General features: G+C 61.1%; 19 protein-coding genes. 12 read left to right on the forward strand and 7 right to left on the reverse strand.

Going from position 1 to position 19,200, the window contains the following annotated elements; translation table 11 throughout:
- The first annotated feature begins 1 nt into the window (after position 1).
- The gene (locus SynMEDNS5_RS12875; protein WP_255440189.1) at positions 2-646 is read left to right on the forward strand and encodes a diacylglycerol/polyprenol kinase family protein; all 645 of its coding nucleotides are present in this window, start codon (positions 2-4) and stop codon (positions 644-646) included.
- Here SynMEDNS5_RS12875 and SynMEDNS5_RS12880 read toward each other — a convergent pair.
- Positions 643-963, reverse strand: a complete 321-nt coding sequence (locus tag SynMEDNS5_RS12880) for a hypothetical protein (RefSeq protein ID WP_186583719.1) — start codon at positions 961-963, stop codon at positions 643-645. The genes SynMEDNS5_RS12875 and SynMEDNS5_RS12880 overlap by 4 nt on opposite strands.
- Before the next feature lie 119 nt (positions 964-1,082).
- The gene (locus SynMEDNS5_RS12885) at positions 1,083-2,147 is read right to left on the reverse strand and encodes a 3-deoxy-7-phosphoheptulonate synthase (RefSeq protein ID WP_186583720.1); all 1,065 of its coding nucleotides are present in this window, start codon (positions 2,145-2,147) and stop codon (positions 1,083-1,085) included.
- A gap of 113 nt (positions 2,148-2,260) precedes the next feature.
- On the opposite strand from SynMEDNS5_RS12885, the gene acnB reads away from it, so the two are divergent.
- From acnB to SynMEDNS5_RS12900, 3 genes are all read left to right on the forward strand, one after another.
- Entirely contained in the window at positions 2,261-4,843 is a 2,583-nt protein-coding gene (gene acnB / locus SynMEDNS5_RS12890) for a bifunctional aconitate hydratase 2/2-methylisocitrate dehydratase (RefSeq protein WP_186586023.1), read from the forward strand.
- A gap of 17 nt (positions 4,844-4,860) precedes the next feature.
- Positions 4,861-6,378 (forward strand): ClC family H(+)/Cl(-) exchange transporter, encoded by a 1,518-nt coding sequence (locus SynMEDNS5_RS12895; RefSeq protein ID WP_186583721.1) that lies wholly within the window; start codon positions 4,861-4,863, stop codon positions 6,376-6,378.
- Positions 6,379-6,461: 83 nt separating this feature from the next.
- The gene (locus tag SynMEDNS5_RS12900; RefSeq protein WP_255440190.1) at positions 6,462-8,027 is read left to right on the forward strand and encodes a radical SAM protein; all 1,566 of its coding nucleotides are present in this window, start codon (positions 6,462-6,464) and stop codon (positions 8,025-8,027) included.
- On the opposite strand, the gene SynMEDNS5_RS12905 is transcribed toward SynMEDNS5_RS12900, so the two are convergent.
- Both SynMEDNS5_RS12905 and purU read right to left on the reverse strand, forming a co-directional pair.
- Positions 7,975-9,279 (reverse strand): O-antigen ligase, encoded by a 1,305-nt coding sequence (locus tag SynMEDNS5_RS12905; RefSeq protein WP_186583722.1) that lies wholly within the window; start codon positions 9,277-9,279, stop codon positions 7,975-7,977. The two genes, SynMEDNS5_RS12900 and SynMEDNS5_RS12905, sit on opposite strands and share 53 nt — an antisense overlap.
- Entirely contained in the window at positions 9,276-10,130 is an 855-nt protein-coding gene (gene purU / locus SynMEDNS5_RS12910; protein WP_186583723.1) for a formyltetrahydrofolate deformylase, read from the reverse strand. The genes SynMEDNS5_RS12905 and purU overlap by 4 nt, the downstream gene beginning before the upstream one ends.
- A gap of 227 nt (positions 10,131-10,357) precedes the next feature.
- Between purU and psbQ the strand changes: the two genes are divergently transcribed.
- From psbQ to pstS, 3 genes are all read left to right on the forward strand, one after another.
- Positions 10,358-10,816: a photosystem II protein PsbQ gene (gene psbQ, locus SynMEDNS5_RS12915; RefSeq protein ID WP_186583724.1), complete on the forward strand. Its 459-nt coding sequence runs from the start codon at positions 10,358-10,360 to the stop codon at positions 10,814-10,816.
- A gap of 17 nt (positions 10,817-10,833) precedes the next feature.
- Complete coding sequence (locus SynMEDNS5_RS12920; protein ID WP_255440395.1) at positions 10,834-11,919, forward strand: FAD-binding oxidoreductase; 1,086 nt, start codon at positions 10,834-10,836, stop codon at positions 11,917-11,919.
- A 75-nt stretch (positions 11,920-11,994) separates the two neighbouring features.
- A complete protein-coding gene (gene pstS / locus SynMEDNS5_RS12925) occupies positions 11,995-13,002 on the forward strand; it encodes a phosphate ABC transporter substrate-binding protein PstS (RefSeq protein ID WP_186583725.1) in 1,008 nt (335 codons plus the stop codon).
- Positions 13,003-13,079: 77 nt separating this feature from the next.
- On the opposite strand, the gene dnaK is transcribed toward pstS, so the two are convergent.
- The gene (gene dnaK / locus SynMEDNS5_RS12930; protein WP_186583726.1) at positions 13,080-14,996 is read right to left on the reverse strand and encodes a molecular chaperone DnaK; all 1,917 of its coding nucleotides are present in this window, start codon (positions 14,994-14,996) and stop codon (positions 13,080-13,082) included.
- A gap of 123 nt (positions 14,997-15,119) precedes the next feature.
- On the opposite strand from dnaK, the gene SynMEDNS5_RS12935 reads away from it, so the two are divergent.
- The 4 genes from SynMEDNS5_RS12935 (at position 15,120) to SynMEDNS5_RS12950 (ending at position 17,404) form a co-directional block, all read left to right on the forward strand.
- A complete protein-coding gene (locus SynMEDNS5_RS12935) occupies positions 15,120-16,013 on the forward strand; it encodes a shikimate dehydrogenase (RefSeq protein WP_186583727.1) in 894 nt (297 codons plus the stop codon).
- 53 nt (positions 16,014-16,066) lie between these two features.
- A complete protein-coding gene (locus tag SynMEDNS5_RS12940; protein ID WP_186583728.1) occupies positions 16,067-16,531 on the forward strand; it encodes a Tic20 family protein in 465 nt (154 codons plus the stop codon).
- 80 nt (positions 16,532-16,611) lie between these two features.
- Complete coding sequence (rpsF, locus tag SynMEDNS5_RS12945) at positions 16,612-16,983, forward strand: 30S ribosomal protein S6 (RefSeq protein WP_186583729.1); 372 nt, start codon at positions 16,612-16,614, stop codon at positions 16,981-16,983.
- A 43-nt stretch (positions 16,984-17,026) separates the two neighbouring features.
- The gene (locus SynMEDNS5_RS12950; RefSeq protein WP_186583730.1) at positions 17,027-17,404 is read left to right on the forward strand and encodes a hypothetical protein; all 378 of its coding nucleotides are present in this window, start codon (positions 17,027-17,029) and stop codon (positions 17,402-17,404) included.
- Between the two features lie 8 nt (positions 17,405-17,412).
- Here SynMEDNS5_RS12950 and SynMEDNS5_RS12955 read toward each other — a convergent pair whose 3' ends face one another.
- Together SynMEDNS5_RS12955 and SynMEDNS5_RS12960 are read right to left on the reverse strand one after the other, a co-directional pair.
- The gene (locus tag SynMEDNS5_RS12955) at positions 17,413-18,618 is read right to left on the reverse strand and encodes an argininosuccinate synthase (RefSeq protein WP_186583731.1); all 1,206 of its coding nucleotides are present in this window, start codon (positions 18,616-18,618) and stop codon (positions 17,413-17,415) included.
- The gene (locus tag SynMEDNS5_RS12960; RefSeq protein ID WP_186583732.1) at positions 18,618-18,842 is read right to left on the reverse strand and encodes a hypothetical protein; all 225 of its coding nucleotides are present in this window, start codon (positions 18,840-18,842) and stop codon (positions 18,618-18,620) included. Before SynMEDNS5_RS12960 ends, SynMEDNS5_RS12955 begins: the two co-directional genes overlap by 1 nt.
- Positions 18,843-18,912: 70 nt before the next feature.
- Here SynMEDNS5_RS12960 and SynMEDNS5_RS12965 point away from each other — a divergent pair, with 70 nt between their 5' ends.
- The gene (locus SynMEDNS5_RS12965) at positions 18,913-19,164 is read left to right on the forward strand and encodes a DUF3134 domain-containing protein (protein ID WP_038005302.1); all 252 of its coding nucleotides are present in this window, start codon (positions 18,913-18,915) and stop codon (positions 19,162-19,164) included.
- The last annotated feature ends 36 nt before the right edge of the window (positions 19,165-19,200 follow it).

Below are 19,200 nucleotides of genomic sequence, written 5' to 3' on the forward strand. Positions count from 1 at the left end.
TTTGGTGCCGTCGCTGCTGGTGATTGGGGCCTGGATGGCTCTGGTTCTCTCAGCTGCGGTGCTTTGCCGACGCGTCTTGCCGGAGCAAAAGGAACTCAGTCGCAAAATCGTTCATATCGGTACCGGACCTGTCGTTCCCCTGGCCTGGTGGCTGCAACTTCCAGCCTGGGTAGCTGTTCCAGCCGCACTGTCAGTCACCGTCATCACCGCGATCAACCATCGCTGGCGACTACTCCCGGCTGTTGAGGATATCGACCGACACAGCTATGGAACAGTGGCGTATGGACTGGCAATCACTCTTCTTCTCATCCTCTTCTGGCCCGAGCAGGCCATCGCAGCCTGTGCTGGAGTGCTGGTGATGGCCCTGGGAGACGGCTTTGCAGGCTTGGTTGGGCGCGGTCTCCACTCACCAACCTGGAGCCTCTGGCAACAGCGGAAATCTGTCGCTGGAACACTCACAATGGCCCTGGTCACGGCTGCTGTGCTGACCATGCTCGTGTTGGTCAGTGACAGCGCATTCCAGCCGATTCGCGTTTTGATCGTGTGTGTTCTGGCCGTTGGCCTAGAGCAACTGAGTCGATGGGGGATCGACAACCTCAGCGTGCCGATCGCTGTGGGCTTGAGCTGGTCTTGGATGATCTCTTAGACACGCAGCAACCGTTCCAAATGCAGGCCCCAGTCACGGCTGCTGCCAAGGGCTGCAACAAGACACTGATCATCCGGCAAAGAACGGAGCCTGACCTGCCACGTCTGAATCTCGCCTGCTCGATCAACCCAGAAGTGCATCACCTGCTGATGCAAGGCATCCAGATCCCAACGCTGCTGATCAGCAACGCCACCGGACCAATCGAGAAGAGCATCGAGCTGAAGCGGACGAAAACCCTGAACCCAGAGCCCGGTTTCCCGCTCCAGTTCGTACAGGCGCATCAAATCGCCAAAACCGAGAATACGAATCCCAAACATGCCGACAGCTTCTTGATGAAGTTGCCCAAAATTAAAATAATCGAACAGATGAAAAGTTCACGATGAACTGAACAACAACAAGGTCTATTTCAAGCCCGAAGCTGTCAGAAAGTTGGCACTCATGCAGCTCGAGTGCCAACTTTTTTCAGCGAATCAGCCAAACCTTCCAGCAGTTCGGCTGTCGTCTCAAGACTGATGCAAGCGTCAGTGACACTCTGGCCGTAGGTCAGCGCTGATCGATCCGCGCTGATCTTTTGATTGCCCTCAACAAGATGACTTTCCAGCATCACCCCCATCACGTGCGCTGAACCCTCCTCCACTTGAGCTGCCACAGATTTCAACACCTCACCTTGACGGCGGAAATCCTTGTTGGAATTGCCATGGCTGCAATCCACCATCAACCGATCAGGCAGTCCCGCAGCTTTCAATTCTTCAGCAGCGTCCTGAATCGCCTCGAGGTGGTAATTCGTACCCCGGTTGCCTCCCCGCAACACGAGATGTCCATCCGGATTACCGGTGGTGCTCACGATCGATGCATGCCCCTCGCGATTGATACCTAGAAAATGATGGGGTTTGGACGCGGCCTGCATGGCGTTGATGGCAATGGTGGCGCTGCCATCAGTGCTGTTTTTGTAGCCGATCGGCATCGACAAGCCTGAAGCCATCTCGCGGTGCGTCTGGCTTTCGGTGGTCCGGGCGCCAATCGCCGTCCAGCTGATCAGATCGGCGATGTATTGGGGAACCACAGGATCGAGCAGTTCTGTGGCACAGGGCATTCCATCCCTTGCCAAATCGAGCAGTAACGAGCGCGCCATGCGCAACCCCGTGTTGATGTCGTAGGAGCCGTCGAGATTTGGATCATTGATGAGGCCCTTCCAACCCACGGTGGTGCGTGGCTTCTCGAAATAGACACGCATCACAACCTCGAGCTCAGAAGCATGACGTTCACGCAGGGGAGCCAATCTGCTGGCGTACTCCCTCGCTGCATCCACATCATGGACAGAGCAGGGGCCAACGATCACCAACAGTCGCCGGTCAAGACCCCTGAGAATGGCCTGAATCCGACTGCGCGACGTGGCAACGGTCTCCGTTGCCCTGGCATCAATCGGCAAATCTCCATGCAGCAGGGCGGGAGGGACCAGAGGTCTGGTATCCACCACGTGGAGATCGTGTGTGGTGGTCATACCAAAAGAATTAGGTTGAATCAGGTTACGCAAACTAAGGAAACCCGCCGGCTTCCGAATCGGGACGGTGACGCAGGAGAATGGCCTGCAAGTCCGTTCCTGTGCTGATTCTGATGCTGAGCACCTACCGCGAGAACGCTGCCGAACGTTTGGCCCTTGGGATTCCGCCGCTGCCCCTGGACGCAAACCAGGCCAAGGCACTCACGGAGCTGTTGGGGAATCCACCGTCAGGGGAAGAGCAGGAGCTTCTACATCTACTGATCGAACGCATCCCGCCCGGCGTCGACGAAGCGGCCTACGTGAAAGCCACCTGGCTCAGCGCCATCGCTCAAGGCCAGTCCAGCAGTCCCTTGGTGTCGCCACTGGAGGCCACCCGCCTGCTTGGAACGATGGTGGGCGGCTACAACGTGGCGGCCTTGATCGAGCTGCTCCAACACAGCGACGCGCAGCTGGCCGGCTGCGCCGCTGAAGGCCTTAGCCGAACCCTGCTGGTGTACGACGCCTTCAACGAGATGATGGAGCTGGCCACCAGCAACCGCTTCGCCAAGCAGGTGGTGGACAGCTGGGCGACTGCCGAATGGTTCACTTCGAAGCCGGAGCTGGCCGACACGATCACGGTGACGGTGTTCAAAGTGGAAGGAGAAACCAACACCGACGACCTCTCGCCCGCCACCCACGCCACCACCCGACCAGACATTCCTCTGCACGCCTTGGCGATGCTGGAGACCCGCGATCCAGACGGCCTGAAGACGATCGAAACCCTCAAAGAAAAGGGCCATCCCGTGGCCTACGTGGGCGACGTGGTGGGCACCGGCAGCTCCAGGAAAAGCGCCATCAACTCCGTGCTCTGGCACACCGGCGATGTCATCCCCCACGTACCCAACAAACGAGGCGGCGGCGTCATCCTCGGCGGCAAGATCGCGCCGATCTTCTTCAACACCGCCGAAGACTCCGGCGCCCTGCCGATCGAATGCGATGTCACCGTGCTGAACACCGGTGATGTGATCACCATCCGGCCCCATGCGGGCACGATCGAACGGGATGGTGAGGTGGTGAGCCGGTTCGCGCTGAAGCCCAGCACCATCAGCGACGAGGTGCGGGCCGGTGGCCGCATTCCCCTGATGATCGGCAGGGCCCTCACCGACAAAGTGCGCGCCAAGCTCGGTCTCGCTCCCTCCGATCTGTTCATCCGGCCCTCGGCACCGGCCGACACCGGTAAAGGCTTCACCCTCGCCCAGAAGATGGTGGGCAAGGCCTGCGGCCTGCCCGGCGTGCGCCCCGGCACCAGCTGCGAGCCGCTGATGACCACCGTTGGCTCCCAGGACACCACTGGGCCGATGACCCGGGATGAAATGAAGGAACTGGCCTGCCTGGGCTTCTCCTCCGACCTGGTGATGCAGAGCTTCTGCCACACCGCGGCCTATCCCAAACCGGTGGACCTGCAAACCCAGAAGGATCTGCCTGATTTCTTCGCCCAGCGCGGTGGTGTGGCCCTGCGCCCCGGTGACGGGATCATCCACAGCTGGCTCAATCGCATGCTGCTGCCCGACACAGTGGGCACCGGCGGTGACAGCCACACCCGCTTCCCCCTGGGCATCTCCTTCCCCGCCGGTTCGGGCCTGGTGGCCTTCGCCGCGGCCATCGGCGCCATGCCGCTGGATATGCCGGAATCGGTGCTGGTGCGCTTCAGCGGCTCCCTGCAACCGGGCGTCACCCTGCGGGATGTGGTGAATGCGATTCCCTGGGTGGCCATTCAACGCGGGCTGCTCACCGTGGAGAAGGCCAACAAAAAGAACTTGTTCAATGGCCGGATCATGGAGATCGAAGGTCTCCCCGACCTCAAGCTCGAGCAGGCCTTCGAACTCACCGACGCCAGCGCCGAACGCTCCTGCGCGGGCTGCACCATCAAGCTCTCGGAAGAAACCGTGAGCGAATACCTGCGCAGCAACGTGGCCTTGCTCAAGAACATGATCGCCCGCGGCTACAGCGATGCCCGCACCCTGGCTCGCCGCATCAAGGAGATGGAGGCCTGGCTGGCCAATCCACAGCTCCTCAGTGCCGACGGCGATGCGGAGTATGCCGAGGTGCTGGAGATCAACCTCGACGAGCTCACCGAACCGGTGGTGGCCTGCCCCAACGATCCCGACAACGTGAAGCTTTTGAGCGAGGTGGCCGGTGATCCGGTGCAGGAGGTGTTCATCGGCTCCTGCATGACCAACATCGGCCACTACCGCGCCGCGGCAAAAGTGCTGGAAGGCGCCAGCCCGAACCAGGCCCGCCTCTGGGTCTGTCCCCCCACCCGCATGGACGAAGAAACCCTCAAAGCCGAGGGCTACTACGCCACCTTCGAAGCCGCCGGATCCCGGATGGAGATGCCGGGCTGCTCCCTCTGCATGGGCAACCAGGCACGGGTGGACGACAACACCACCGTGTTCTCCACCAGCACCCGTAACTTCAACAACCGTCTTGGCAAGGGCGCCCAGGTTTACCTGGGCAGTGCCGAACTGGCAGCGGTTTGCGCCCAACTGGGCCGGATCCCAAGCCCTCAGGAGTACCGCAGCATCGCGGCAGAGAAGATCGACCCGCTCTCCGATGAGCTCTACCGCTACCTCAACTTTGACCAGATCTCCGGTTTCGAGGATCAGGGCCGAACCATCAGCGCGGACGATGAAGCCGAAGTGCTGGCTGGGTCCTGACCCGGATCAGCACTGCCATGACCGTTCTGAGTGAACTGAAACAACGACGCCACCAACTCGGCTCCAGCCGAAGCATCCGCCGCCTGCTGGAACGACGCTGGTGGGTGGTGGTCCTCGCCCTGATGTTCACCGGGCTCGGGGCCGCCCTGACAGGCGTGCTGTTCAAGGCAGGCATCAAGACTCTCGGGGCATGGCGCCTCGAACTGCTGGCCGATCTGCCCGCCTGGGCGGTGCTGCCAGGACTCGGGGCCGCGGGTGGATTGGTCTCAGGCCTCCTCGTCACCTGCCTGGCGCCTGCTGCTGGCGGATCTGGCATCACCCACATCATGGGCTTTCTCAAGCACCGGGCCGTTCCCATGGGACTGCAGGTGGGCCTGGTGAAACTGGTGGCAGGAATCGTGGCCATCGGCAGCGGCTTTCCCCTTGGCCCCGAGGGACCCTCCGTGCAGATGGGGGGATCTGTTGCCTGGCAGATGGCGCGCTGGCTGAAGGCTCCTGTGGCCTTCCGGCGGGTGATCGTGGCCGCCGGCGGCGGTGCCGGAATCGCTGCCGTATTCAGTGCACCCATCGGTGGGTTTGTTTACGCCGTTGAGGAGCTGCTGCATTCGGCCCGGCCCGTGGTGTTGCTGCTGGTGATCGTGACCACCTTCTGGGCCGATGCCTGGGCCGATGTCCTCGGTCTTGCCGGGCTCAGTCCCAGTGGAGGCGGTCTCGATGCAACCCAGGGGTTCCAACTGGAACGGGAATACACCCCTCTTGTGAGTTTCCTACCGATCGATCTGGGCTACCTGATCGGGCTCGGCGTGGTGGTTGGCCTGCTGGCGGAGCTCTACTGCCGCTACGTACTGGCCATGCAGCGGAAAGGAGATGCCTGGTTTGGCGATCGGCTGGTGCTGCGCATGGTGCTCAGCGGTGCCGTACTGGGCAGCGTTTATGCCTCTCTTCCTGAAGAATTCCACAACCTAGAGGGACTGCAACATCTGATCGCCGACGGCAAGGCCGACATTCCGATGGCACTTGGCACCTTCATCGTGCTCTTCTTCAGCACTGGTCTTGCCGCGGCATCAGGCGCACCGGGAGGACTTTTTTACCCGATGCTCACCCTCGGCGGAGCGATCGGTCTGGCCTGTGGCTACTGGGTGGAAGCTCTCACGGGGCACGTTCCCAGCACCTATGTGTTTGCGGGCATGGGGGCCTTTGTGGCCAGCTGTTCGCGCACTCCGATCACCGCCATGTTTCTGGCCTTCGCACTCACGAAGGACCTGCTGATCCTCAAACCAATCCTTGTGGCCTGTCTGGCCAGTTTTCTGGTGGCCAGGTTGTTTGATGAACGCTCGATCTACGAGCGCCAGCTGGGCATGGAACTGAAGGAAGAGGATCACCGAGAAGCGCGCCGCCAGCGCCACGGCACCATCCATCACGCCTGGGGGGGCTCGATCCGCCGACGGGCCTTCACACCGCCGCCAGCACCTCCCCCCTCGCCGTCAGCGTCACCTCCAGACGAGAACAATCCCAACCTCGGTCAAGACCCCTGAATCAGGAAACGCTGCTGTTCGATCCTGCCGTTCCGGAACCCGGTGCCCTGCGCACGGTCCTGGCGTTCCCCAGCACATACACGGTGGGAATTACCAGCCTTGGTTACCAGATCGTTTGGGCCACGCTGGCCTCGCGATCCGATCTGGATGTGCGCAGGCTGTTCACCGATCAAGGAGATCCCCAGCACCGCCGCTGCGATCTGTTCGGTCTGTCCCTGAGCTGGGAACTGGATGGCCCTGTGTTGCTGGATCTGCTCGAAGGCCAGAGCATCCCGATCTGGAGCGAACAGCGAACAGACGCTGACCCGATCGTGTTCGGAGGTGGCCCTGTGTTAACCGCGAACCCCGAACCGTTGGCACCGTTTTTCGATGTGATCCTGCTGGGGGATGGGGAGGACCTTCTTCCAGCCTTCATCAACGCCCTGCAGGCGGTACGCAACGCACCACGGGCCGAACGTCTGCGGCACCTGGCGAAGATTCCTGGCATCTATGTGCCGGCGCTGTACGCCCCACACTTCGATTCCGAAGGGTTGCTGCAGTCGATCAAGCCGATCGAAGCGGATCTCCCCACCACCGTGGCCAAGCAGACCTGGCGCGGCAACACCCTCAGCCACTCCACGGTGATCACCCCCGACGCCGCATGGCCTGACATCCACATGGTGGAAGTGGTGCGCAGCTGCCCTGAGCTCTGTCGCTTCTGCCTGGCCAGCTATCTCACCCTTCCCTTCCGCACACCCTCGCTGGATGACGGCTTGATCCCCGCAGTCGAACGGGGCCTGATGGCGACCCGGCGTCTGGGACTTCTGGGGGCTTCCGTGACCCAACATCCTCAGTTCGGTGATCTGCTCGCTTGGCTGAACAACGCTCGCTTCGATGACGTCCGCGTCAGCGTGAGCTCTGTGCGGGCCGCCACCGTGACCCCCCAACTGGCCTCCAGCCTGGCCAATCGGGGCAGCAAGTCGCTGACCATCGCCATTGAAAGCGGCAGTGAACGGATGCGACGCGTCGTGAACAAGAAGTTGAGCAGCGAGGAGATCAGCGCTGCTGCACGCCATGCCAAGCAAGGTGGTCTCAGTGCCCTGAAGCTCTATGGAATGGTGGGCCTACCCAGCGAGCAGGAGGAGGACGTGGAGGCAACGGCCGATTTACTGCTTCAACTCAAGAAAGCCACACCAGGGCTGCGCTTCACCCTCGGTGTGAGCACCTTTGTTCCCAAGGCCCACACGCCGTTCCAATGGCAAGGCGTGCGACCCGAGGCCGACAAACGCTTGAAACGCCTTGGCAAACGGCTGAAACCGAAAGGCATTGATCTACGACCAGAGAGTTATGGCTGGAGCGTGATCCAGGCGCTCCTGTCGCGAAGTGATCGTCGACTGGCTCCCGTGATCGTGGCCGTTCGCGGCACACAGGAGAGTCTTGGCGGTTGGAAGAAGGCCTACCGAGCGGCTCGGGCCGGCGAGCTACCCGCGGCCAAAAGCGCCGGTGTGGAGTTACCTCTGCCGCCAGCCTGGGAGCAGGTGATTCACGAAATCTGGCCAGATGACACCGTGCTTCCCTGGTCGCACCTGCAGGGCCCCCTCCCCCAGGACACCCTGCTCAAGCATCAGCGACAGGCACTGCATCCTGAACCGGCTGAAAACTTGAACTGAAGGACGCCCGCAAGCCCGCGAGCAGAATCCAGCCGGCGATATTCAGACGGCTATCGAAGAACGGCAGATCTGTGGCGTGCAGAACCGTCAGCACCAGGGCAGCCGTCCACCAAGCTCGATCAAACAAGCCCAGAGGTCCACGGCGCAGACTCACCACCAGCAGCAACAGCACCAGACCCACAACCAACACAGCCGCCGGCACGCCATGGCTGATGGCCAGTTCCAGAGGGAGATTGTGGGCATGGCCGTGCCACTTACCGGTTCTGAGGGGGTAGATCACAGAAAAGGCCGCGGCACCCCAGCCAAACCAGGGGCGTTCCGCAATCAACTGCAGCGCAAGTCCCCACTGGCTGAGCCGTGTGGACGCCAAGGCACGCTGACTGGCGTACTGCGTATCGCTGAGACGGGCCCAGATCCCTTCGGGAACGAACGTGCGCGCAGGATCTTGGATCAGAGGAGGCACCCCTGGCAAAACAGCCACCAGCACGGGTAACAGAGCCAACCCCAGCAGAGGCAGCAGCCAGGGCCAGCTCGGAGGACCGAGCACCAGGGGAACAGCGAACACCAGCGCTCCCCAGCCATTGCGCGACTCTGTCAGCACCAGAGACAGCACCACTGCCGCAGCCATGGTCAGAACCACCCCGCGGCGCACGCGGTTGAGACCAGGCTGCACCAAAGCCGCCAGCATCAGCGGCCAGACCATCGCCAACCAGGCCGAAGCGATGTTGGCGTAGTCGAACAGTCCCGACAAACGTCCCTCGGGGCGGCCACCAGCGGACATAAACCAGATGATCAGTCCACCGAAGATCTGCCAAGGTCCCTGCCAGCCAAACCACAACTGGCCCAGGCCGGTCACGACCACGGGAACACTCCCTGCAACAAGCCAGAGGCAGCTGCGCCTGCGAGAGGACGGCAGAGTCACATAAGGCTGAAACCCCCAGAACCCCCAGAAAAAAGGAATCCAGTTGCCCAGGCCAACCCAGGCCAACGGGCCGGAATACGACCGAACACAACCGACCACCATGAACAATCCAGCCAGCAGCAGGGGGGCATTCCAGGGATCACACCAGAACGGACGCTCCCGACCCAAACTTCCCAGGATCAGAGCTGGAAACAAGAGAAGACCAGCCAGCAGAGCACTGGACGGCAGCAAGAACAAACCGAGCTGAAAGCAGCGCCATCCCCAGGTGGATGCCGATGAAGGGCTCTCTCCGTCCAACCAGGCCGAAACCTTGCGCAGGGAACGGGTCATGCGAACACAGCCGTGCGTCCGCGGTAAACCATCACCTGACGACGGAGGTGGAGACGCAAAGCACGGGCCAGGGCCAGCCTTTCGGTGTCACGCCCTTTTCGAATCAGATCCTCCACCTCATCGCGGTGACTCACCGTGGCGATCGTTTGCTCGATGATCGGACCGTCATCGAGTTCCTCGGTGACGTAGTGCGCTGTGGCACCGATCAGCTTCACACCGCGCTCCCAGGCCCGGTGATAAGGCTGCGCACCCTTGAAAGCGGGCAAGAACGAGTGGTGAATGTTGATCACCTCGGAAAAACGCTCCAGAAACCCCCCGCTCAGCACCTGCATGTACTTGGCGAGCACAGCCAGATCAATTTGATGCTCGTCCAACAGATTAAGAATGGTGGCCTCCGCTTCTGTCTTGCTGCCTGATGTGACAGGAACGCAGACGAAAGGAACTCCAAAATCAGCGCAGCAGGGTTCCAAGTTCGGATGATTGCTGATCACCAAGGGAACCTGCATGGGCAACTCTCCGCTGCGTGCCCGCCAGAGCAGATCGAGCAAACAATGGCTCTGCTTGCTCACCAAAATTGCAACCCGGGGATGGTCGTCGGAAAAATGAACCTGGGCGTCACCACGAAGACGCTCCGCCAGGGCTTGCACCGCTAAAGGGATGGCGTCCCTAGGTAAACCGAAACCCTGCAGATCCCATTCGATCCGGCTCAGAAACAATCCAGCACCAGCGTCGGTGTGGTGGTCCGCATGGCGAATATTGCCGCCGTTCGCTGCCACCCAGCCGGCGATGTCACTCACGAGTGCCGGGCGATCAGGACAGATCAGCTGCAGGATGACCGAAGCGGATGACACACAAAAGACCGTGACAGACCCCGATTCTGCCCCCGGGGTGTGGCCTGGCGGATCCTGGCCTGGATGGTGGAGAGACCGAGGCGTTCATAGGCGGCGACCCGGTGGCTGAAGGGGGCGTCGCACTGAAGCGAGAAGCACCGACGCAACTCTCGTAAGCGAAGTCGTAACGAGTATGAGCTAATTCACTGGAGGCCGCGGTTAAAGTCGCCTCACTTCCTTAAGTTTCCATGCTGAGCGCCCTGCGTCGCCTTGCTGCGTTCTGCCTCTGTCTCGCTCTCTGCTTCGGCCTGGCCGCCTGCAGTGGCGACGCCAATGGCAAGCCTGCCACCATCAGTCCCGACGACATGGCGGTGATTCGTCGCCAAGTTGAAGGTTTCACTGCTGCTAAGGAGCGTTTACCTGAACTGGCTCAGCTTGTGAACGAGCGCGACTGGACGTTCACGCGCAACTTGATCCATGGCCCTATGCAGGAGGTGGGTCGGGAGATGCTCTACATCAATCAGCGACTGCTTCCCCAGGACCGCGCCCAGGCCAATGATCTGGCAGCAGCCCTCAAGGAGGCCATGGCCGATCTGGATGAGGCTGCCCGGCTGCAAGACGGTGCTCGCCTCCAGAAGGCCTATGTGGAGGTGGCTACCGGCTTCTCCAACTACTCCCAGGTCATCCCTGCCCAGGCTCTGAACTGACGGCCTCCATCGCCGTCATCGGTGCCGGCATCGTCGGCACCGCCACGTCCTGGCATCTCAGCCGCCTTGGACATGCAGTATTGCTGCTGGACCCCTGCCTGGCATCAGCAGTTCCGAAGGCATCGAGCCAACGCCGTTTGAACGGGAGCACAGCGTCCCTCGGCGTACTCATGGGCCATGCCTTTCGCCGTTCCAGCGGCCGAGGCTGGCGACTGCGCCAGCTGAGCATGGCGCTCTGGCCATCCTGGGTCTCACAGCTTGACCATCCGACCTCACCGCTCAGCCTGCAGACCCCTCTGGCGCAGCTAGCCGCCAGCGAGGAAGAAGCAGAGCGCATGCGACAGCTCGCGCAAGCCAGGCAGGGAAGGGGACTGCGCTTTCTCGATGAGCCAGCGTTGCCTCCAGCGCCCACGCCATGGCCGCGACCAGGCCACGGGGCTCTGCTGTCCGAACAGGATGGACGGGTGGATCCTCTTGGACTGATGCGCGCCCTCCGGCGGGCTTTCGACGCGCAAGGCGGAACGATGCAGGCGACCACGGCTCAGCGTCTGGAGCGCTCCGGTGCCGGCTGCGAAGGTCGGTGGCGAGTGATCACGGCCGATGGGGATCCGCTGCGCGTTGATGCCGTGGTGATCTGTTCGGCCCTGGGCAGTTCGCAATTAATCGAACCTCTGGGACACCACCGACCGATGGGCGCCGTGCTCGGGCAGGTGCTGGATTTGAAACTGCCGAACCCTCAGTCCAGCTGGAAAGACTGGCCAGCCGTGCTTACCTGCGGCGGCGTCAATCTGATCCCCCACGGCGATCAGCAGCTGTGGTTGGGAGCCACCGTGGAGCCGGGCACGGTGGCGGATTCCTCCCACGTGTTCGCGATGAAAACGCTGAACAAGCTGGCGCCCCCGTGGTTGAAGGATGCTGAATGCATCGGCCAGTGGCAAGGATTGCGTGCACGCCCGCAGGACCGGCCGGCACCGCTTCTGGAGCATTTGGAACCTGGTTTGATACTGGCTTCTGGCCACTACCGCAATGGCGTACTGCTGGCTCCAGCCAGCGCCGAATGGGTGGGCCAGCAAATTGATTCATCAATCCTTACCGGCTCTTAATTCGACGCTGAAAGGGTGTTTATAAGGTCCGAGCGGAGCTCGACCTCCTGACAAGCCGTTTTCGTCATCGAAATCATGCGTCGTTCTTTTCAAGCCCGAGCGCTCACTACCGTTGCGGGAATCACCGCAGGCATCAGCCTCGCCGCCTGCTCTTCAGGCGGTGGCGGCGGCGGAGACCAACTCAAGGGCAGCCTGTCTGGAGCTGGCGCCTCATTCCCAGCAGCCATCTACACCCGTTGGTTCCAGGAACTGGCTCCCCAGGGCATCCAGGTGAACTACCAGTCGGTTGGCTCCGGCGCCGGTGTGCGTCAGTTCCAAGCCGGCACCGTGGACTTCGGAGCCTCTGACGCGCCGATGAAGCCTGAGGACATCGCCAAAGTGCCGCGCGGCGTGCTGCAGATCCCGATGACCGCAGGGGCCATCGCCGTGGCCTACAACCTTCCGGGCTGCGAACTGAAGCTCACCCAGGAACAACTGGCCGGCATCTTCCTCGGCAAGATCAAGAACTACAGCGAGGTGGGCTGTGATGACAAGGCCATCTCCATTGTCCGTCGTTCCGATGGCTCCGGCACCACTTACAACTTCACCAAGCACCTCTCAGCCATCAGCGATGCCTGGAAGAACGGTCCCGGAACCGGCAAGTCTGTGGCCTGGCCCACAGGCGTTGGTGCCAAAGGCAACGAAGGTGTCGCCGCCCAGCTGAATCAGATCGACGGTGGTCTGGGTTACGTGGAAGTGGCCTACGTGAAAGGGAAGCTGCAGGCCGCTGCCTTGGCTAATGCATCCGGTGAGCAGGTGAAGCCCACCAACGAGAGCGAGAGCACGGCTCTGGCTTCGATCGATCTGGGTCCCGATCTGATCGGGGGCAATCCCAATCCTCCCAAGGGCTATCCGATCGTGACCTTCACCTGGATCCTTGCTTACAAGGAAGGCAACGCCGACAAGACCGAGCTTCTGCAAAAGGCCTTCAACTTCATGCTCTCTGAGAAGTCCCAGAGCCAGGCACCGGAACTGGGCTACGTCTCCCTGCCGGCCGAGGTTGTGGAGAAGTCCAAGGCTGCCGTGGCCCAGATCAGCCAGTGATCGCCCAGCGCTGAGGAGCAGGAACCAACAAAAAGGGGGCCTTCCGGCCCCCTTCCTTATAGATCACTTGATTTCAATCACTTGGTTTCGGTGAATTCGGCGTCGATCACGTCGTCACCGGCATCTGAGGATCCGCCCGCTGCACCGGCTCCTGCACCAGCGTCGCCGCCGGGCGCAGCGCCAGCTTCCGCACCGGCCTGCTGGTACACAGAAGCACCCACCGTGTAGAGCTCCTGCTGAAGTTCCTCGAGCAGGGTCTTCATCGCGTCGTAGTCCTCCTTCTCGGTGGCCTCCTTGAGCTTGGTGCGCTTCTCCTCCACCTTGGCCTTGGCCGCGTCGTCGACTTTGTCACCGAGCTCGCCCATCTGCTTTTCAGCCTGATACACGAGGGTTTCAGCCTGATTCTTGAGATCGATCTTCTCGCGCTTCTCCTTGTCAGCGCTGGCGTTGGTTTCCGCATCCTTCACCATCTTGTCCACCTCGGAATCGCTCAGGGTGGAGGCACCCGTGATCGAGATGGACTGCTCCTTGCCGCTGCCCTTGTCCTTCGCGGTGACGCTGAGAATGCCATTGGCATCGATATCGAAGGTCACTTCGATCTGGGGCACGCCGCGGGGAGCCGCAGGTATGCCGTCGAGGCGGAAGGTTCCCAGACTCTTGTTATCAGATGCCATCTCGCGCTCACCCTGGAGCACGTGAATCTCCACATTGGTCTGTCCGTCCACGGCCGTGGAGTAGGTCTCCGACTTTTTGGTGGGGACGGTGGTGTTGCGGGTGATCATCTTGGTCATCACACCACCAAGGGTTTCCACACCCAGGGACAGAGGAGTGACATCCAACAGAAGGATGTCCTTCACCTCACCGGCGAGAACACCGCCCTGAATGGCGGCACCCACAGCCACCACCTCATCGGGATTCACCGTCTGATTGGGGTCCTTGCCGGTGGTCCGCTTGACCAGTTCCAGAACCGCCGGAATGCGGGTGGAACCACCCACCATCACAATCTCGTCGAGCTCGCTGGAGGACAACTTGGCGTCCTTCAGCGCCTGCTCCACAGGAATGCGGCAGCGGTCGATCAGGTTGGAAGCGAGCTCTTCGAACTTGCCGCGGGTGAGGGTGAGGTCGAGATGCTTCGGACCCTCAGGGGTTGCCGTGATGAAGGGCAGGTTGATCTCACTCTGCGTGGCATTGGAGAGCTCGATCTTGGCCTTTTCAGCCGCTTCGGTCAGGCGCTGAAGAGCCTGCTTGTCTTGACGCAGATCAATGCCTTCGTTGGCCTTGAAGCTATCGGCCAGGTGATCGACGATCACCTTGTCGAAGTCATCACCACCCAGATGGGTGTCGCCGGAGGTAGAAAGCACCTCAAACACCCCGTCGCCCACCTCGAGCACGGACACGTCGAAGGTGCCACCGCCGAGGTCAAACACCAGGATGCGTTCATTGCTCTTCTTATCGAGGCCGTAGGCAAGCGCGGCTGCGGTGGGCTCGTTGATGATGCGCAGCACCTCAAGACCGGCGATCTTGCCGGCATCCTTTGTGGCCTGACGCTGAGAGTCGTTGAAGTAGGCAGGAACAGTGATCACCGCTTGGGTGACCGTTTCACCAAGGTATTTGCCGGCATCTTCAGCGAGCTTGCGCAGCACCTGTGCGCTGACCTCTTCAGGGGCAAATTGCTTGTCGAGAACCGGGCACTTCACCTTCACGTTCGAGCCGGCTTTCTCGACCGAATAGCTCACTTCCTTGGATTCCTCATTCACCTCATCGACCCGCCGGCCGATGAAACGCTTCACCGAATAAAAAGTGTTGTCGGGGTTCATCACCGCTTGACGCTTGGCGATCTGACCCACCAGCTGATCCTGGTTCTTGGTGTAAGCCACCACCGATGGCGTGGTGCGGAAGCCCTCGGCGTTGGCGATCACAGTGGGCTTGCCGCCCTCCATCACCGACACACAGCTGTTGGTGGTTCCGAGATCGATGCCGACAACTTTTCCCATTCGGTGCCTCCTGACTCCCTTTAGTGACTGATTAGATCCTTTGCATCTTCGTCAGAGGAAACGCCTGCAGGCGAGGTGTGGTTCCCGAACAGGCAGGCTGGTGGCCAGACACTGAACGGCACCATGATCAGCGGAACCACCGGTCTGATCGGCCTGCTGGGACAACCGGTGCGTCACTCGCTCTCACCGGCGATGCACAATGCCGCCCTCGAGGCCATGGGGCTTGATTGGCGCTACCTGGCGTTGCCCTGTGCGCAGTCGGATCTGGGCTCCGTGCTGACAGGCCTCAGAGCCGTGAACTGCCGCGGCCTGAACGTGACCATCCCGCACAAGCAAGCCGTGGCTTCCCACTGCACGGAGCTGAGTGCTCTGGCCTCTCGTCTCCAGGCCGTGAACACCCTCATCCGAGCCGACAACGGCGGCTGGCACGGCCACAACACGGACGCTGAGGGATTTCTGGCGCCCCTGCAAAACTGCTCAGAGGCATGGCGAGGCGGCACAGCGATCGTGCTGGGCTGCGGTGGCAGTGCCCGTGCCGTTGTGGCAGGGCTTCAGCAACTGCCTCTGAACGCCATCCACATCGCCGGACGACGGGAGACAGCTCTGGCCACCTTCCTGAACGATCTGCGCCAACCCGAGGAAGAGGAGCGGGTCCCTCTCGTTGGCATCCCCCTCGAAGCCAGCCAGATCCGGGAGGTTCTCGCCCAGGCCTGCCTTGTGGTGAACACCACCCCGCTGGGGATGGAGGGGCACCAGGAAGGATGCGCCATGCCCCTAGATCAGGAGATCTGGAACGATCTCAGACCAAGCACAACCCTCTACGACCTCATTTACACGCCAAGGCCCACGCCCTGGCTGACGCTGGGGGCGGAACGGGGTTGCCGCACGATCGATGGCCTGGAAATGCTCATCCAACAGGGCGCAGCATCCCTGCGCCGCTGGAGCGGCTGCTCCACGGTGCCGGTGGAGGTCATGCGCCAGGCGGCTCTCAACAGCCTGGCCTCGACCGCACGCTGAGCCTCTGCATCCCCAGACTTCGGGCCTACGCTCGAACCGTTTGAACCGTGGTCATGTCCATCCCTTCCTGGCAACGGTTCCTGGGTCTTCTGGCCTACCTCCTTCCTTGGAGCGACGCAATTCCCTTCGGAAGTCACCTGATGGGGCAGTTTCCTTGGCTGCAATGGCTGACGCTGCCCGCGCTGCCGATCGCTCTCCTGGAGCAGGGAATCCCCTTCGGCAACCTTCTGATCTTCTTCCTGCTGTTCCTGGCCGTGGTGCGCAACCCGGCTGTGCCTTATTTCATCCGCTTCAACACCCTTCAGGCGTTGCTGGTGGACATCATCGTTGTGCTGCTCGGGTACGCCTTCATGATTCTCCTGCAGCCTTTGGGCGGGGGTTTGATGCTGAGAACACTCTCCAGCACAGTGGTGATTGCGGTTCTGGCCGTTGTGATCTTCGCACTGGTGGAATGCATCCGCGGCCGAGAGCCAGATCTGCCTGGCCTGAGCCAGGCAGTGCGAATGCAGCTTTACTAAAGCTGTCAACCCCAAGGGGATAGGCTGTTGGATCCGTCGCTCACCCGGGTGAGCCATCAGTCCCTGTCGGAGCTGTCTCCATGACCCAGCAGCCTTACTACGAAACCATGTACATCCTCCGCCCGGACATTCCGGAAGAGGAGGTTGAATCCCATCTCACCAAATACCGCGACATCCTGGTGGAAGCGGGAGCCGACGTGCTCGACAACCAGATGCGCGGGAAGCGGCGCCTGGCCTATCCAATCGCCAAGCACAAAGAAGGCATCTACGTGCAGCTCAGCCACAACGGTGATGGTCAACAGGTTGCCGTGCTCGAAAAAGTGATGCGTCTCAGCGAAGATGTGATTCGTTATCTCACGGTGAAGCAGGAAGGACCTCTGCCCGCACCGCGCGTCGTACCTGGCACCGAGCCTGCTGCTGCCCAACCAGAACCCGCTGAAACCTCAGCCTGAACAAGGGATTGTGGAAGTCGTGACCGGGCGATAGCGTCCGGTCATGCATCCCCAGGACCCCTACCACCAGGCTCCGGTACCCCTTTGGCATCCGCAGCCTGATGCTGTTGAAGTCGACATCGCCGAGGATGCAGCGATCAGTGCTTTGAAGCAACGCATCGCTGAGCTCGAGCAGACCGTCAGTGACTATGAATTGCTGCTCAAAGAGTTGCCGGACCTGTTCGAGCGCAAATTCCAGCAGCGGCTCGAGCCGCTGCTGGAACGGTATCGATTGCTGGCCAGTGCCCAGCAACTGCTCGAAAACCCAGCTGCTGGGTTGATTGCAGAGCATCACAACAACGAACAGCGTTCTCAGTTGTTCCGCTGGCGGGCAGAACGGCGCAGCGGCAGACGGCAAGCGGATATGGATGCTGCGGCATAAGCCAGCCGTCAACGACGACGGGCAGCTGACCAGAGACGAATGGGCAGACCCCAGACGTAGATGAAACCCTCAGCAGCCCGATGATCAAACTGATCCTCGCTGCCGTAGGACGCCATTTCGGGAACGTAGAGGCTGCTGTCGCTGGACCCTCTCCCGGTGACGATGGCATTGCCCTTGTGCAGACGTAGCCGCACCACCCCGTTCACATGGGTCTGAGTGCGATCCATGAAGCCATCGAGGGCCTGCTTGAGCGGACCGAACCACAGTCCCTGATACACCAAATCAGCCCACTGCATCTCCAGTTGTCGCTTGGTGCGGAGCACATCGGCAGCAAGGGTGAGACTCTCCAGTTCCTGATGGGCCTGGATCAGCAGTAGCAAACCTGGCGTTTCATAGATCTCTCGACTCTTGATCCCCACCACCCGATTCTCGATCATGTCGAGTCGACCGATGCCATGGGATCCAGCCAGACGATTGGCCTCTCGAATCAAGGCAACAGGATCCAGACGCTGGCCATTAATGCTCACCGGATCACCAGCTTCGAATGCGATCTCGATCTCTTCGGCCACCGAAGGCGCCGCATCGATGGACACCGTCATGGCGAACACCTCTTCAGGGGGAGCCTGCATCGGATCCTCCAATGGACCGGCTTCAACGCTGCGACCAAGAAGATTGAGATCGATGGAGTAGGGAGATTTCTTGCTCACCGGCGCTGGGAGGCCGCAGCGCTCGCCATAGGCAATCGTTTCCTCCCTGCTCATCCCCCATTCCCTTGCTGGCGTGAGCACCTTGAGATCGGGAGCCAAGGCGGCAATCGCCACATCAAACCGCACCTGATCGTTGCCCTTGCCAGTGCATCCATGGGCCACAGCGTCCGCGCCGACCTCCCGCGCCACCTCCACAAGCCGCCGGGCAATCAGCGGTCGCGCCAGAGCGGTTGACAAGGGGTAGCGACCCTCATATAGAGCATTGGCGCGGATAGCGGGAAAGGCAAACTCTTCGATGAAAGGCTGAATGAGATCACCAACCAAAGACTGACTGGCGCCGGCCTCGAGAGCCTTGCGCCGAATCGGCTCCAGCTCATCGCCCTGGCCGAGGTCAGCAGCAAACGTGATCACCTCCTCAACACCCCACTCCTGCTTGAGATACGGAATGCAGACACTCGTATCCACACCACCGGAGTAAGCGAGCACAACCTTCTTGGCGCGTCCCATCAAGCGGACTCCTGATCTGTATCGGACTGCTCCGATTCTCCACTCCCGCGGGACGACCACAGCAACCAGAGGGTGATCAACACGGCAGGAGCCAGCACCAGCACCAGCGCCGGACCCGATCGAACCTCCAGTGGCTCAGGGTGACGCGCACCCCAGAAGCGCAGTGCTGCACTCAGGAGCAGTGCTCCACCCCACAGGGATCCAAGCCAACCCGCTTTGTTCAAGGAACTGTCACGGACTGTCTTCTATGATGACGGATTGGCTTGCGAGATCTTGTCCTCAGCCCTCACGGACATGAGCGCCCTTGACGGCGTCAATCCAGCTCTCACCCGCTACGGCCGAAAAGAACCAGCCCCGGTGCTTCCCTTGAGGGAAGAGCCTGATCTGTTGAGCTGGCTCGAAACCAGTGGGCGACTGGTGGAGGATGAGGAATCCAGCTCACCGGAAGTGAGCACCGTGGAAGAAGAAGAGCTGTCAGCTCTCATGGGCGAGAAAGAGGACTACAACGCTGCTGACGAGCAGAACGAGGAAAACTGGGAAGACTGATTTAACGTCCAGCCGATTTGCGGTTGGGTTTTGAGC

This window comes from Synechococcus sp. MEDNS5 (assembly GCF_014279875.1).
Taxonomy (GTDB): Bacteria; Cyanobacteriota; Cyanobacteriia; order PCC-6307; family Cyanobiaceae; genus Synechococcus_C.

What these genes read in the sequence shown, in the direction of transcription:
- SynMEDNS5_RS12880 (WP_186583719.1), bottom strand. Translation starts at nt 963, where the DNA reads ATGTTTGGGATTCGTATTCTCGGTTTTGGCGATTTGATGCGCCTGTAC.
- SynMEDNS5_RS12885 (WP_186583720.1), bottom strand. Translation starts at nt 2,147, where the DNA reads ATGACCACCACACACGATCTCCACGTGGTGGATACCAGACCTCTGGTC.
- acnB (WP_186586023.1), top strand. Translation starts at nt 2,261, where the DNA reads ATGCTGAGCACCTACCGCGAGAACGCTGCCGAACGTTTGGCCCTTGGG.
- SynMEDNS5_RS12895 (WP_186583721.1), top strand. Translation starts at nt 4,861, where the DNA reads ATGACCGTTCTGAGTGAACTGAAACAACGACGCCACCAACTCGGCTCC.
- SynMEDNS5_RS12905 (WP_186583722.1), bottom strand. Translation starts at nt 9,279, where the DNA reads ATGACCCGTTCCCTGCGCAAGGTTTCGGCCTGGTTGGACGGAGAGAGC.
- psbQ (WP_186583724.1), top strand. Translation starts at nt 10,358, where the DNA reads ATGCTGAGCGCCCTGCGTCGCCTTGCTGCGTTCTGCCTCTGTCTCGCT.
- pstS (WP_186583725.1), top strand. Translation starts at nt 11,995, where the DNA reads ATGCGTCGTTCTTTTCAAGCCCGAGCGCTCACTACCGTTGCGGGAATC.
- dnaK (WP_186583726.1), bottom strand. Translation starts at nt 14,996, where the DNA reads ATGGGAAAAGTTGTCGGCATCGATCTCGGAACCACCAACAGCTGTGTG.
- SynMEDNS5_RS12935 (WP_186583727.1), top strand. Translation starts at nt 15,120, where the DNA reads ATGATCAGCGGAACCACCGGTCTGATCGGCCTGCTGGGACAACCGGTG.
- SynMEDNS5_RS12940 (WP_186583728.1), top strand. Translation starts at nt 16,067, where the DNA reads ATGTCCATCCCTTCCTGGCAACGGTTCCTGGGTCTTCTGGCCTACCTC.
- rpsF (WP_186583729.1), top strand. Translation starts at nt 16,612, where the DNA reads ATGACCCAGCAGCCTTACTACGAAACCATGTACATCCTCCGCCCGGAC.
- SynMEDNS5_RS12950 (WP_186583730.1), top strand. Translation starts at nt 17,027, where the DNA reads ATGCATCCCCAGGACCCCTACCACCAGGCTCCGGTACCCCTTTGGCAT.
- SynMEDNS5_RS12955 (WP_186583731.1), bottom strand. Translation starts at nt 18,618, where the DNA reads ATGGGACGCGCCAAGAAGGTTGTGCTCGCTTACTCCGGTGGTGTGGAT.
- SynMEDNS5_RS12965 (WP_038005302.1), top strand. Translation starts at nt 18,913, where the DNA reads ATGAGCGCCCTTGACGGCGTCAATCCAGCTCTCACCCGCTACGGCCGA.